The following is a 14,571-nucleotide window of genomic DNA, read 5'->3' as shown; positions in this document are numbered from 1 at the left end:
GGTTTTGGCGAACGCTCTCTCACCCTGAGATCAAAGGCGATCTGAATGCATAAGAGAATAGTTGCCGGCCTCACGGCCACGGTCCTTGGTGTTGGCTTGGCCGGGACGGGGGTCACTGCTCCGGCGGTGGCCCTCGATCCCGCGCCGGTCACCCTCAACAGCACCACGAGCCCCATTCCGGATGTCGTCGGAGTCAGCGGCTCGTGGACCCGCACAGCGCAGGGCGGGTACACCGCCGTCGCGCCTTCCGGCCAGAATGCGGCGGCCACCAGCGAGCAAGTGGTTGCGGGAACCGCCCGGTATACGGCCTCTGTGACGGTCGACGCCGGGAGTCCCTACGGTGTGGGCGCGCTTGTCTTCCGCGCAACTCCCGACGCCGGTGCGGGTTACGCCGCGACGATCGACCCCAACCTGGACCGGGTGAGGTTGTTCGACCTCGCGACCGGACAGGACGTTATAACCCCTGTGTCCCTCCCGCTGAATACGGGGCAGTCCTACACAGTGGATGTCCATGTGGACGGCCCTCGAATCTATGTGGCCGTCGATGGAATCAACAGGATTGACGCCAAGGACTATCGCTACGAATCGGGCCGTGTGGGGCTGCACGCGTTCAACGGGACAGTGTCTTTCGGCACTCCCGGCGTGCGGAGCATTGACGCGAACGTGAGTGGATGGGCCTTGACGGGCACGGGCTGGCTTGCCTCGGCCACTGGCTTCCGCGGCGTCGCGCCGTCGAACAGCAACATCCGGGCCATCGCGACGGGGCAGTCACCAACCGACGTCGACTTTTCCACAGACATCCAAGTCACCTCGCTGTACGGCGTGGGGACCGTGCTGTTCCGCACCAATGCCACGGGCACATTGGGTTACGCGGCCGAGGTGGATCCGAACGCCGGACGTTTGCGCCTCTACAGGATCTCGGACAACGCCACGCTGGGGACCTTCAGCGCTGCCATCACTCTCAGCCAGGTCTATCGCCTTCGGGTCACCGCGCTCGACAACCAGTTGGCCGTCTACTGGCAGACCGACTTCCTGGACCCGAACGGCGCCAACCCGGCTATCATCGCCACGGATTCCACCTATGCTTCCGGGCATGTGGGCTTGGGCTCCTTCAACGGCACTGCCGTGTTCCAGAGCATGACGCTTCGAGGCCTCGAGTCGTCGTTGCAGGGTTGGCGTGTTGCCTCCGGTTCGTGGGAACCCGACTCCGCTGGCCTGCGCACCTACGCGGCGAGTGGCACAGCGGCGCGGTTCATTCCGGCGGTGGCGTCCGACGTCGTTGCCTCCTTGGACCTGACTGTCACCTCCCCGGCAACCGCCTCAGTGGTGGTCCGCAGCGGTGCCGACGGCAGCGGCGGCGTGGAACTGAGGATCGACCCAGGAGCGGGCACGGCGAAGCTGTACAACCGGGCCACCGGGGCGTTGCTGCACTCCGGCAACCTTCCCTCCACAAGCTTCAAAGCCGGCCAACTCAACCGCGTCCAGCTCACTGTCCAGGGCAGCGAAGCGTCTGTGTTGATTAATGGCACGCCCGTGCTAAATGGCGCAGTACCGGCCTCCGCCGGAGAGGGTTTCGCCCTGCTGGCTACCGGAACGGCCTGGTTCCAGAACGTCCGTGCAGACGATGTGAATCAGTATATGAACGGCCTCTACCAGCCTGGCTACCACTACAGCCAGAACTCCGGGAACAGCTCAGACCCCAACGGACTGGTCTTTTTCGACGGCGAATATCATCTCTTCCACCAGGACCGCGGACGCTGGGCGCATGCCGTCAGCACCGACCTGATGCACTGGAAGCAACTGCCCATCGCCCTCCCGCATATGGCCGCGGGGGAGTCGTGGTCTGGCTCGGCCGTGGTGGACGCCTCCGATTCCAGCGGCCTGTTCGACGGCGGATCCGGGCTCATCGCCTACTACACCAGCTTCAACCACGATGCCTGGAACGGAAACCAATCAGTTCGCGCCGCCTACAGCAAGGACAAGGGGCGCACCTGGCAGACGGTCCAGGCAGCTCCGGTGCTGGAAAACCCGGGTGGCCCCGACGGCGGTTGGGACTTCCGCGATCCCAAGGTCAACTGGGATGCGGCTTCCAGTAAATGGGTGATGGTGGTGGCTGCGGGCGACCACATCCGCTTCTACTCCTCCACAGACCTCATCCACTGGACGTTCGCCAGCACCTTCGGCTACGGCGACTGGGCCCGTGGGGGCGTGTGGGAATGCCCGGACTTCTTCGAAATGCCTGTGGAGGGACAGTCCGGCGTTAAGCGCTGGGTGCTGTGGTGGAGTACTGGAGCGGTCCGCTCTACCAACGGCTCCGTGGCGCAATACGTGACGGGCACGTGGAACGGTACCGCATTTACGCCCGACACCCCCGCTTCTCAGGTATTGCAGGCTGATCACGGCCGGGACTACTACGCAGCGATGAGCTTCTTTGGCGCGCCCGATGGCCGACGGATCATGATCGGTTGGATGAGCAACTGGGACTATGCGTTCAGCCCGCCCACAGGACGCTGGAATGGGCAATTGTCCATCCCGCGCGAGCTCAAACTCGCCGATGTTCCCGGCGCCGGGCTCCGGCTGACACAGACTCCCATTGTGGAGGAAGAGTCGCTGCGCACGTGGACGTGGCAGGCCTCCGATGTCACGGTGACGCCAAGCTCGGCGAACGCGCTCGTGGGTGTTTCGGGCCGCTCCTTCGAGCTCGAAGCGGAGGTTGGGATTCCTACTTCCGGCGGGGCCACTTCCTTCGCGTTCGGGCTGAGGAAAGGGGCCGGCTCAACCGGCGCTCAAGAAACAACGGCTCAGGAAGCAACCGTTAGGTACGACGCCGGTGCTGCCGCACTCACCGTGGATCGCGGCAATGCCGGACGCGAGGACTTCACCCGGTACTTCGCGGGTTCCGCAGCGGACAATTCCACAGCACCGTGGAGTTCCACTGTGGTGGGTTCCGAGCGTCGCGTGAAGCTCCGAATCCTGGTGGACGCATCCTCTGTGGAAGTCTTCGGTGGGGACGGTACAGGGGCCATTACCTCGCTGATCTTCCCTGACCCTTCCTCCACAGGCCTGTCCTTCACAGCCACCGGAGGGAATGCCCGGCTGGTGTCCGTCAAAGTACACCAGCTCAGCGACACGGCACGCCTGACTACCGCGCCGCCGTCGAACGTTGTGCCTGCTGCTGGCGGGACGGCACGCCATGACCTCGGCGCATATTCGGTGGTCCCCGGGGGCATGTGGGAGAGCACAGGCGCAGGGCTGGCCGGTACATTCGACAAAGATTCGACGGCCATGAGCGCAGCCGCATTCACCAATGTGCGGGTGCAGGCAACTGTACGGTTCGGCGGTGAGGCCTATGCCGGCGAGATGCTCAACCGGGACCTGGCTCCAGAGAAAGGGTACGGCGGTGCGGGTTCGGTGTTGCTCAGATCCTCCGCCGATGGATCCAGCGCCTACTACGTGAATCTGGACCCGAATCTCCGCATGGCGCGGGTGTTCTCGTTGAACAACGGCGTGTTTACGGTGCTCGCGAGCGTTCCGGCGGCCTTGAGCCACGGAGTGAGCTATGCACTGGACACGTCGGTTGTTGGCAACAGGATCACCGTCTCTGTTGATGGAACGCAGCTGATCGATGTCACGGACTCGGCGCTCACATCGGGCAAGGTTGGCGTCAACGTGTTCGATGGCCGTGCGGCCTACCAAGACGTGGTGGTGTCCGCGCTGCCATAGGCCGGGCGAGCCCGATTCGATGACCCGCTGCAGACCAGACGACTCCTACCGTCTAGTACGCAGCGCATCATCGAATCGGGCAGCCGAACCCGCCGCGCAAGAACTACTCCGCGTCCAAATCCGTCTCCAGCAACGCCACCAGCGCGTCCAGGGCAGCGTCGGCGCCGTCGCCCTCGGCCCGCAGCACGACGACGTCGCCCTTAGCGGCACCGAGCGTCATGAGCGAGAGGATGCTCGCGGCGTCGAGGGCTTCGTCGGCGGGTTCGCCCTGCATGGCAATGGTGACTTCCACCGGCTGCTCGCCTGCCGCTTCGGCGAACAGGGCGGCGGGCCGGGCGTGCAGGCCGGAGCGGCTGGCGATGGTGGCTGTGCGTTCGGGCATGGGTTTCTCCTAAAGGTCGGAAACGAAAATTAAAGGCCGAGCTCTTCGAGCACGGGGAGCTTGGCCCGGACCCAGTCGCGGGCCTCGGTAGCGCTCGGCGCGGTGAGGGCCAGCCGGGCGAGTTCCTGTGCCTGCTCCAAAGTGATGGTCTTCAGCACAGTCCCGACGGCGGCCAACGAGCGTGCGGTCATGGACAGTGTGCTGACGCCGAGTCCGGTAAGTACGACGGCGAGGGCCGGGTCCGCGGCTGCCTCACCGCAGACGCCAACGGGCTTTGCGGAGCCCTCCCGGCCGGATGCTTCCTGCGCTGCACCTTCCACCGTGAGCTGCACCAGCCTCAGGACGGCTGGCTGCCACGGAGTGTTCAGTTCCGCGAGTGGCCCGAGTTGGCGGTCGGCGGCCATGGCGTACTGGGTGAGGTCATTGGTGCCCAGCGAAGCGAAGCCAACTTCCCGGAGCACGGAGGCCGCGGTCAACGCAGCCGAGGGAACTTCCACCATGACACCCGGGGTTTGGATGCCTGCAGCTGCGCACAATGAGGCGAACCGGCCGGCTTCGGCAGCCGTGGAGATCATGGGTGCCATGACCCAGACGTCGGCCTCGGACTCAGCAGCGGCCCGGGCAATGGCTTCGAGTTGACGTTCCAAAACACCGGGCGTGGTGAAGTCTGTCCGGTAGCCGCGGACGCCAAGGGCAGGGTTGGGTTCGGTGGCGTCGGTGAGGAAGGGGAGGGGCTTGTCCGCGCCGGCGTCGAGGGTCCGAAGCACAACTTTCTTGCCCGGGAAGGCATCAAATACGGCCTTGTACGCTGCGGCCTGTTCGTCGACAGAGGGTTCGGTATCGCGCTCGAGGAAGCAGAACTCGGTGCGGAACAGGCCAACACCCTGGGCGCCGAGGCCAGCTGCTGCCACTGCATCCTTGGCTCCGCCCACGTTGGCGAGGAGCGGGACCAAGTGGCCGTCCGCCGTCGTGCCGTTTCCGTCGAAGGCGGCCAATGTTGCGGACGTTTCCGCCCAGGCTGCCGCAAATGAGCGCTGCTCCTCCGAGGGGGAAACAACCACGAGGCCAGCGGCCCCGTCTACGTAAACCTCGCTGCCATCTACAACAGAATCAACACCATGAGCCGCGACAACAGCAGGAAGGCCGAGCGAGCGGGCGATGATCGCCGTGTGCGACTGCGGCCCGCCGCCCGAGGTCACCAGGGCCAGCACCTTCTCGGGGTCAAGAGTTGCGGTATCCGCGGGGGCAAGGTCCTCCGCCAGCAAAATGAAGGGCGTCTCCGAAGAAGGGATGCCTGGCGCGGGGACTCCACGCAGCTCAGCCACAATGCGGGCGCGCACGTCCAGTACGTCCGTGGCGCGTTCGGCCATGTACCCGCCCAGGTTGTGCAGCATTTCGGAAACGGAGGCGCCGGCTTCCCAGATGGCGCGTTCCGCGGATGAGCCCGCGTTGATGAGCTTGGCCGCGGATTTCAGGAGCATGGTGTCCTTGGCCATGAGCGCGGTGGCCTCGAGGACGGCCTTGCCGTCGCCGGAGGCAGAGTCCGCGCGCCCCTTGAGTTCGTCGTGGACGGCTTGCGCTGCGGCTTTCAAGCCCGCGACGGCGTCCTCCGGACTGACGTCTGCGGCCAACCGCTCGCCCGACGGCGGTTCACTCACCGGTTTGGGCATCTGGCGGACGGAACCAATGATGCGGCCAGGGCTTACCCCTACTCCTTGGAAATTCTGCACTGAATCCTCTGTTCCTGCGTGTTGGTTCAGACCCACCGGCGACGGCACCACGAGCCTGCGAAATTAGCCTACAAAATTCTGTTGTGAGCCACTTCATATAGCAACGCTATAGGTGCTAGGGTAGCGGTTATGAGTTTCGATGACCAGCTTCCGCCAAAAATTCGGTTGCTCCGTGCAGCTGCTGAATTGCTGGCAAATTCGGAGGGGTCAGCGGTCTCTACGCGCCAGATCACAGCGTTGGCCGGGGTTACGGCCCCAACGCTCTACCACCACTTTGGAGACAAAGAAGGACTGTTCGACGCCGTCGTTTCCGCCGGCTTTGAAGAGTACGTGGCGGGGGAGCGGGACTTTGCCCCGTCCGGGGAGCCCTTGGAAGATGTCCGGCGGATGTGGGACAACCACGTCCAGTTCGGGCTCACCCAACCCCACCTCTATCTGGTGATGTTCGGCAACATCCGGCCGGAAAGCCGCCCAGCCATCGTGGCCGATGCTGAAGCGCTTCTCGAAGAAATGCTGAACAAGGCCGCCATCGCCGGCCAGATCAACGTGCCGCCCCGCGAAGCGGCACGAAGCATCCTCGCGGCCAACGTGGGTGTAACGCTGATGCTCATCGCCGAACCGGTGGAAGAACGGAACCTCGAGCTCTCAACGATGACCCGGGATTCCATGATTTTCGCCGTCTCCACGGATACCGCCCGTGGCGCCGCAGCGGAGGACTCCGGTAAGTCCTCCGTGGTTGTTGCGGCAATCGCCCTGAATGCGGCACTGCAGGCCTCGCATTCGGACCAACTTTCCAGCTCTGAATTGAAGCTCTTCCTTGAGTGGCTTCACCGCATTTCCAGCAGCTCCTAAGGCTGTTCTCTCTCGATCTATATCGACTGACCCCGCGCCGCCGCGGGACACACGTTAGGAATTCACATGGCAACAGAGACCGTTGCGAAGCCCCGCACCAGCCTGCGCGTGGGCGTCCAAAAGTTCGGAACATTCCTGTCCGGCATGATCATGCCCAACATTGGCGCCTTCATCGCCTGGGGCCTCATCACGGCCCTGTTCATCAAAGAAGGGTGGATTCCAGTCGCGGAACTTGGCGGTTTCGGGACCAACGCTGAGGGGGTGGCCAACCCGGGCCTCGTTGGCCCTATGGTCAAGTACTTGTTGCCGCTGCTGATTGCCTATACTGGCGGCCGCATGGTCTACGACGTCCGCGGCGGCGTGGTGGGCGCTATTGCCACCATGGGTGTCATCGCGGGTACAAGCTCTCCGATGTTTATTGGCGCCATGATCATGGGCCCGCTGGGTGGCTGGACCATCAAGCAGCTTGACCGCCTGTGGGATGGCAAGATCCGCCCCGGCTTCGAAATGCTGGTGAACAACTTTTCCGCCGGCATCTGGGGCGCAGCACTGGCCTTGGGTGGCTTCTACGGCCTCTCATATATCGTCAAGATCTTCACCGACGGCGCAGGAACGGTGGTCCAGTTCCTGGTCAACAATGGCCTGCTCCCACTGACCAGCATCTTCATTGAGCCGGCAAAGGTTCTCTTCCTCAACAACGCCATCAACCACGGCGTGCTGACCCCACTTGGCATCCAACAATCCCTGGATCACGGCAAGTCCATCCTGTTCCTGCTTGAGGCCAACCCTGGCCCGGGCCTGGGTATCCTGCTGGCTTACATGTTCTTCGGCCGCGGCGCAGCGAAGGCTTCGGCACCAGGCGCAGCGATCATCCACTTCTTCGGTGGCATCCACGAGATCTACTTCCCGTACGTCCTGATGAAGCCGATCCTGATCCTCGCTGCCATCGGTGGCGGCATGACGGGCATCGCAACCCTGGCGATCACCAACTCCGGCCTCGTGGCTCCCGCCGCGCCAGGATCCATCATCGCCGTGATCGCCCAGACCTCCCGTGACAGCTATGTCGGCGTGATCCTGGCCGTAGTCCTGGCAGCCACTGTTTCCTTCCTGATTGCTTCACTGATCCTGCGCACCTCCAAGAACAAGGGCGAGGACGATCTTTCCGAAGCCACATCCCGCATGGAAGCCATGAAGGGCAAGAAGAGCTCCGTCTCTTCAGCCTTGGTTGGCGACAGGGTTGGCGATCGGACCAGCGACCGCAGCGGCACCGTCCTGACCCGTCCCGTCCAGAACATTGTGTTCGCCTGCGACGCCGGCATGGGCTCCAGCGCCATGGGTGCCTCGGTCCTGCGCAACAAGATCAAGGCTGCCGGCTTCCCGGAGGTCAAGGTCACCAACTCGGCAATCGCCAACCTCAGCGATTCCTACGACGTCGTCATTACCCATGAAGACCTCACCGAACGCGCCCAGCCGAGGACGGCCAGCGCCATGCACTTCTCGGTGGACAACTTCATGAACAGCCCGAAGTACGACGAAATCGTTGAGTTGGTCAAGGCAAGCAACACCGAGGAAGGCGCCGCTTCTGACACAAGCACGACGGCGGAGCCCACCGCCGGTGCCCAGCCCGCCGCAGCTGCCGCGGCCGGAGCAGCCGCCACGCACGGTGCCCATGCCGCCGAGCCAGCTCCCGCCGTCGGGGGTAAGGGAGTCCTGCTGCCCGAAAGCGTTGTGCTGAACGGAATGGCGCATGACCGCGATGCTGCGATCGACGAAGCCGGGCAGCTCCTGCTGGACCGCGGCGCCGTGGATGTCAGCTACGTGCACGCCATGCACGAACGCGAGGAATCAGTGTCCACGTACATGGGCAGCTTCCTGGCGATCCCGCACGGCACCAACGATGCCAAGGAACACATCCGGCACTCCGCAGTTTCCATCATTCGGTATCCCGAGGGCATCGACTGGGGCGGCAAGCAAGTGAAGTTCGTGGTCGGCGTCGCTGGCCTCAACAATGAGCACCTCCACATCCTGTCCTCGATCGCCAAGATCTTCACCGACAAGGCCCAGGTGGCCCAGCTGGAGGAAGCGACCACCGTTGAGGAAGTGCTGGAGCTGTTCGGAAAGGTCAACGCATAGTGAAGGCAGTCCATTTTGGGGCAGGCAACATTGGACGCGGCTTTGTGGGGCTGTTGCTGCACGAAGCCGGCTATGAAGTGGTGTTCGCCGACGTTGCGGATGCACTGATCAGCCAGCTCGCCTCCGCCAGCAGCTACGACGTCCATGAGGTGGGCGAGAACCCGGCGGTCAAAACCGTGGACGGGTTCCGTGCGCTGAACTCGAGTACGCAGGAAGATGCCGTTGTTGAGGAAATTTCGACGGCGGATGTGGTCACCACTGCGGTGGGGCCACACATCCTGAAGTTCGTGGCACCGGTGATCGCACGTGGGCTGGCGGCACGGGAGCCTTCGTTGCCACCGTTGCAGGTGATGGCGTGCGAGAACGCCATCAACGCGACGCACCTCCTGGAAGTGGAGGTCCGTGCGGCCTGGGACGACTCCGCGGCTGATTTGGACTCAGTGGCTGTCTTTGCCAATACGGCAGTGGACCGCATTGTCCCGAATCAGGAGCCGGGCCAGGGCCTGGATGTCACGGTGGAGACGTTCTACGAATGGGTCATCGACCGCACGCCGTTTGGTGATCGCGTCCCCGTCATTCCGGGAGCCACTTTCGTGGACGAGCTTGGCCCGTACATCGAGCGCAAGCTGTTCACAGTGAACACCGGGCATGCGTCTGCCGCGTACTTCGGGTACGCGGCGGGCCTGGAGAAGATCTCCGATGCCATGGCCGATCCGTCCGTTGCGGCGAAGGTCAGGGCTGTTCTTGAAGAGACCAAGGAACTTCTGGTGGCCAAACACGGATTCGTGGAGGCCGAGCAGGAAGCGTACGTGCAGAAGATCCTGTCCCGCTTCACCAACCCGTACCTGCCGGATACCGTGGTTCGCGTCGGCCGGGCACCGCTGCGGAAGCTTGGCCGGCACGAGAGGTTTGTCGGCCCAGCGGCTGAGCTTGCCGAGCGTGGTGTCACGCCGGTTGCCCTGCTGGAGGCGATGTCGGCTGCCCTTCGTTTCGACGACGGATCCGACGACGAAGCCGTGGAACTCGCCAACATGCTCTCCGAGCTCGACGCGGCCGCCGCCGTCGAGCGCATTACCGAACTTCCGGCGTCGCACCCGCTGTTCCCGGCGATCCAGAAGCTCATAGAGGACCGCAAAGCCGAGGCCTGATTCTTCTCTCACGTCCTGCGGCTTTTTGCCGGACGTTCTCTCACGTCCTGCGGCTTTTTGCCAGACGTTCTCTCACATAAGAAAAGCGCGACGTCGGCACCCAACCCTTGGGTGCCGACGTCGGCCGTTATACCGCTCCTCTGAAAAGGTCAGCAGCCTTATTTTCTTCTCTGAACGCTGCTACGTTGGCATTGTTAGCTGACGTTGATTGCCGGTCAGGACGCTGACCCGCAGCGGACAACAGGAGGTCTTCAGTGAACGAAATCCCTCAGCACAGCGAGTTGCCCTTGGTGGATTACGACCATATTCCCAGTGGAACCTTGCCGTCACGCATTTCTGGCCTCGATCAGAACGGCATCGAGCAGCTGCTCAGCTACGAACGGGCACACGGCAGCAGACTCCCCGTCATCCAGGTACTTGAGCACCGGCTGGAAGCACTCAAGAACGGCGCTGAGCCGAGCGGCACGAGCTCCCCGACCACCCCGGAAGTCAGCCAAACCAGCACGGGTTCGCATGTCAGCCCCGCAACTGCGGGGCCGCCTATCAACCCGCCGTCGCAGGGGGTTCCGGGCAATCCGTCCCAGCCGAGATGAACTCACCCGAAACCCGCAGGACGTGAGAGAACGTCGCCCAAAAAGCCGCAGGATGTGAGAGAGGATCGGGAGGGGGTTAGCGCGCTGCCGCCGTCTCGGCTTCCGCCATCGCCTTCCATTCGGCCACGCGCGCCTGGTGCAGCGGTGATTTGCGGACCACGGCGTAAGCGATGCCAAGAATCGCGAACCAGATAGGCGTCACCAGCAGGGCCGTGAGCGTGTCCGGCTGCGTGGTGAGGGCCCAGACCAGGAACGCGAAGAAGGCGAACACAACCCACACCATCGGAATGCCGCCGGGCATCTTGAACGGCGACGCCGCGTGCTGCTCGGGACGGCGCTTGCGGTACACGAGGTAGCTGGCCAGGATGATGGACCAAACAAACATGAAGCAGACCGCTGACACTGTGGTCACCATGTCGAACGCTGCGCCGACGTCCTTGCCCGCGTAGAGGAGTACGACGCCGGCCAGCAGCAGGACGCAGGAAAGGAACAGTGCGTTCTGGGGTACTTTGCGGCTGGAGAGCCGGCCGAAGACCTTGGGTGCGTCGCCATCGTTGGCCAGGCCGAACACCATCCGCGACGTCGAGTAGATGCCCGAGTTGGCCGAGGACATGGCCGAGGTGAGCACCACGAGGTTGACCACCGTGGCCGCCATACCCAGGCCCGCCAGGGAGAACATGGCGATGAACGGGCTGTGTCCTGCCTTGAACTCGGTCCATGGGGTGACGGACATGAGGATGACGAGGGCGCCTACGTAGAAGAGCATGACGCGCAGGGGGATAGCGTTGATGGCGCGGGGAAGGTTGTGCTCCGGGTTCTTGGTTTCGGCTGCGGCAGTGCCCACCAATTCGATGCCCACGAACGCGAAGACAGCGATCTGGAAGCCCGCCACGAAGCCCATGAATTCCTTGGGGAAGAATCCGCCATGGCTCCAGAGGTTGGTGAAGCTGGCGGTGCCGGCGTTGGACTGGAAGCCGGTGGAGATCATGACCAAGCCAACGACGATCAGCGCGACGATTGCAACGATCTTGATGAGCGCGAACCAGAACTCGGTCTCGCCGAATGCCTTCACGGTGGGGAGGTTCAGGAGGAGCAGGATGATGATCGTCGCAATTCCCGGGACCCACAGTTGAACGCCTGGCCACAGCTCATTGGCATAACCGGCAATCGCGATAACGTCTGCAACACCGGTGACCACCCAGCAGAACCAGTAGGTCCAGCCGGTGAAGAAGCCTGCCCACGGGCCAAGGAGATCGCCGGCGAAGTCGCTGAAGGACTTGTAGTTCAGGTTGGACAACAGGAGTTGGCCCATGGCGCGCATGACGAAGAAGAGCATGAAGCCGATGATCATGTACACGAAGATCACGGAGGGTCCAGCCACGGAGATGGTTTTGCCCGAGCCCATGAAGAGGCCCGTTCCGATGGCCCCGCCGATGGCCAGGAGCTGGATGTGGCGGTTGCTGAGCGAGCGTGACAGATGGGGCTCGCTGTCCCTGCTGGAGACGCCGGTCTGCGCCTGTGTTGTCTGATCGGACATTAGTTCAAGAACCCTTCGAAGAGCCCACCAAAATGGTGACGGCCGTTACAAATCTGTTTCGATAAAGCTATAGCTAATGTCTGACCAATGGCTAATCGGCTCTCACGGCGAAAGCTCCCCTGTGGATAAAAGGGAGCTTAGGCCTAGTTCAAACGGCAAGTCCTTAGGCGATCTGCCGCCGATACGCTGCCGCTGCGAATGCGTAGGCGAGTACGAGGATCCCCAGGCACCATGCCAGGGCAACCCAGATGTCGCCGCCAACGGGGCGCTGCGCGAACAGATCCTGGATGGTGTTCACAATGGAGGTGACTGGCTGGTTCTCGGCGAACCATCGGACCGGGCCGGGCATGGTCTCCGTGGGGACAAAGGCCGAGCTGATGAATGGCAGGAAGATCAGCGGGTAGGAGAACCCGCCGGCACCATCCACGGACTTCGCAGAAAGGCCCGCGATGATGGCGATCCAGGTGAGCGCCAAGGTGAAGAGCGCCAGGATTCCCGCAATTGCCAGCCAGTCCAGCACGCTTGCCGAAGTCCGGAATCCCATAAGGAGGGCCACGGCCACAATGATCACCAGCGAGAGCCCGTTGGCTACCAGCGAAGTGAGAACGTGGGCCCACAGCACCGAAGATCGTGCAATCGGCATGGACTGGAACCGCTCGAAGATGCCGCTCTGCATGTCCGTGAACAAGCGGACCGCCGTGTAGGCGATGCCGGAGGCGATCGCGATCAGCATGATGCCCGGCAGGAGGTAGTTCACGTAGTTGTCCGTATCGGTCCTGATGGCGCCACCGAATACGTAGACGAACAACAACATGAGGGCGATCGGAGTGATCGCTGTGGTGATGATGGTGTCCACGCTGCGGAAGATGTGCCGCATGGAGCGGCCCAGCAGCACGGACGTGTCGGCGAAGAAGTGGGTGCTCATGACCTGTCCTTTACTGACTCGTTGTTACCAGTGCCAACCAGTGCCAGGAAGATGTCCTCCAGGCTCGGCTGCTTCTCGACATACTCGATCTTGGCCGGCGGCAGCAGTTGCTTGAGCTCGGCAAGGGTGCCGTTCGCGATAATGCGTCCCTCATGCAGAATGGCAATCCGGTCCGCGAGTTGCTCTGCTTCGTCGAGGTACTGCGTGGTGAGCAGGACCGTGGTCCCTTGGTTCGCGAGGTTCTTGACGATCTGCCACACGTCGAGGCGGGCTTCAGGATCGAGGCCGGTGGTCGGTTCGTCCAGGAAGATCACCTTCGGGTTGCCGATCAGGCTCATGGCGATGTCCAGGCGGCGACGCATACCACCGGAGTATGTCGACACCTTGCGGGATCCTGCCTCAGTGAGGCTGAACTGAGCCAGTAACTCGTCGGCGATCATGCCTGGGTTTTTCAGGTGACGCAGCTTCGCCACCAGGATCAGGTTCTCCTTGCCGGACAGGACCTCGTCCACTGCGGCGAACTGCCCGGTCAGGCTGATGGACTGCCTTACTTGGAGCGATTCGGTGGCAACATCAAAACCCTCGACGGCGGCAGCGCCGGCGTCGGCTTTCAGAAGGGTGGACAGGATCTTCACCATGGTGGTCTTGCCCGCTCCGTTGGAGCCGAGGAGGGCGAAAATGCTGCCGGCCGCTACCTCAAAATCCACCCCGCGCAGAACATGGAGATCCTTGTACGACTTCTCGATGCCCTCTACCCGGATTGCCGTTGCGGTCATGATTCAGCCTCCTTGGCTTTATCGACAGCCTTCGTGAGGCGTTCGCGTTCCTTATCAATCCAGCGCTTTCCGCCGTAGGCCTGGGCAAAGGCCTCCGCGAATTCGATCGGATCTTCGCCCACGATCCCGCTCACGGGCGTTCCGTCGACTGCGGCTCGTTCCCACAGGTCAGCCAAGTCCGTGAACATCTGCACCATGGTGTCCCCTTCGGTAACCCCGCCGTAGTACATGAGGTACCGGTTGAAGGCTGTGGCCACGGTGAGGTAGGGCTCAGGCAGGGCATCCAGCCGCGACTTGGCCTGCTTGTACTGCTTCTTCTGCTCGAGCGAACCGGTCACCAGTTCGATCCATTTTGCTGCCATGTCAGTTTCCTTCCTTGCGGAGCTCTTCAAGCCGTTCGGACAAGAAGCTCCAGGTGTTCCAGAATTCGTCCAGCTCGTTTTTGCCCTGCGCGTTGAGCGTGTACACCTTGCGGGGTGGTCCTTTTTCAGACGGGCGCTTTTCGACGTCTACCAGCCCCTTTTGTTCGATCCTGACGAGCAGTGCGTACACAGTGCCCTCAGCGATCTCGGTGAAGCCCTGCTCCCGGAGCAGCGTGGTGATCTCGTATCCATACGCTGCCTTTCCGGTCAGGAGGGCCAGCACGATGCCCTCCAATGTGCCTTTGAGCATCTCCGTCATCTGCTTGCCCATCGGACACCTCCTTCACTACTCAGTATTACTAGCTACCACTACATAGTAGAACTAAGTACCGGTACTTAGCAATACCGAG

Annotated in this window: 12 protein-coding genes; 5 read left to right on the top strand and 7 right to left on the bottom strand. The window is 62.7% G+C overall.

What is annotated here, in order from left to right; all coding sequences use genetic code 11:
* Positions 1-45: 45 nt before the first annotated feature.
* Complete coding sequence (locus VUN82_23315) at positions 46-3,723, top strand: GH32 C-terminal domain-containing protein (GenBank protein XAS71966.1); 3,678 nt, start codon at positions 46-48, stop codon at positions 3,721-3,723.
* Between the two features lie 103 nt (positions 3,724-3,826).
* Here the strand turns inward: VUN82_23315 and VUN82_23310 are convergent, their stop codons facing one another.
* Both VUN82_23310 and ptsP read right to left on the bottom strand, forming a co-directional pair.
* On the bottom strand, positions 3,827-4,105 hold the full coding sequence (locus VUN82_23310; GenBank protein ID XAS71965.1) for an HPr family phosphocarrier protein: 279 nt from the start codon (positions 4,103-4,105) through the stop codon (positions 3,827-3,829).
* A gap of 29 nt (positions 4,106-4,134) precedes the next feature.
* A complete protein-coding gene (gene ptsP, locus VUN82_23305) occupies positions 4,135-5,835 on the bottom strand; it encodes a phosphoenolpyruvate--protein phosphotransferase (protein XAS71964.1) in 1,701 nt (566 codons plus the stop codon).
* Between the two features lie 129 nt (positions 5,836-5,964).
* On the opposite strand from ptsP, the gene VUN82_23300 reads away from it, so the two are divergent.
* From VUN82_23300 to VUN82_23285, 4 genes are all read left to right on the top strand, one after another.
* Positions 5,965-6,687 (top strand): TetR/AcrR family transcriptional regulator, encoded by a 723-nt coding sequence (locus tag VUN82_23300; GenBank protein ID XAS71963.1) that lies wholly within the window; start codon positions 5,965-5,967, stop codon positions 6,685-6,687.
* Between the two features lie 66 nt (positions 6,688-6,753).
* Complete coding sequence (locus tag VUN82_23295) at positions 6,754-8,820, top strand: PTS mannitol transporter subunit IICBA (GenBank protein XAS71962.1); 2,067 nt, start codon at positions 6,754-6,756, stop codon at positions 8,818-8,820.
* On the top strand, positions 8,820-9,968 hold the full coding sequence (locus VUN82_23290; protein XAS71961.1) for a mannitol-1-phosphate 5-dehydrogenase: 1,149 nt from the start codon (positions 8,820-8,822) through the stop codon (positions 9,966-9,968). The genes VUN82_23295 and VUN82_23290 overlap by 1 nt, the downstream gene beginning before the upstream one ends.
* A 254-nt stretch (positions 9,969-10,222) precedes the next feature.
* Complete coding sequence (locus tag VUN82_23285) at positions 10,223-10,561, top strand: hypothetical protein (GenBank protein ID XAS71960.1); 339 nt, start codon at positions 10,223-10,225, stop codon at positions 10,559-10,561.
* 76 nt (positions 10,562-10,637) lie between these two features.
* Here VUN82_23285 and cycA read toward each other — a convergent pair whose 3' ends face one another.
* The 5 genes from cycA to VUN82_23260 all read right to left on the bottom strand — a co-directional run bounded on the left by cycA (position 10,638) and on the right by VUN82_23260 (position 14,492).
* Positions 10,638-12,098 carry a D-serine/D-alanine/glycine transporter gene (cycA, locus tag VUN82_23280; protein ID XAS71959.1) on the bottom strand — a complete coding sequence of 487 codons (1,461 nt, stop codon included), beginning with the start codon at positions 12,096-12,098 and terminating at the stop codon, positions 10,638-10,640.
* A 163-nt stretch (positions 12,099-12,261) separates the two neighbouring features.
* Entirely contained in the window at positions 12,262-13,023 is a 762-nt protein-coding gene (locus tag VUN82_23275; GenBank protein ID XAS71958.1) for an ABC transporter permease, read from the bottom strand.
* The gene (locus VUN82_23270; GenBank protein XAS71957.1) at positions 13,020-13,799 is read right to left on the bottom strand and encodes an ATP-binding cassette domain-containing protein; all 780 of its coding nucleotides are present in this window, start codon (positions 13,797-13,799) and stop codon (positions 13,020-13,022) included. The genes VUN82_23275 and VUN82_23270 overlap by 4 nt, the downstream gene beginning before the upstream one ends.
* Positions 13,796-14,161 carry a DUF1048 domain-containing protein gene (locus VUN82_23265; protein ID XAS71956.1) on the bottom strand — a complete coding sequence of 122 codons (366 nt, stop codon included), beginning with the start codon at positions 14,159-14,161 and terminating at the stop codon, positions 13,796-13,798. Before VUN82_23265 ends, VUN82_23270 begins: the two co-directional genes overlap by 4 nt.
* Before the next feature lies 1 nt (position 14,162).
* Entirely contained in the window at positions 14,163-14,492 is a 330-nt protein-coding gene (locus VUN82_23260) for a PadR family transcriptional regulator (protein XAS71955.1), read from the bottom strand.
* Between the last annotated feature and the right edge of the window lie 79 nt (positions 14,493-14,571).

This window comes from Micrococcaceae bacterium Sec5.1, assembly GCA_039636795.1.
Classification (GTDB): domain Bacteria; phylum Actinomycetota; class Actinomycetes; order Actinomycetales; family Micrococcaceae; genus Arthrobacter.
This window is presented reverse-complemented; position numbering and strand designations above follow the sequence as displayed.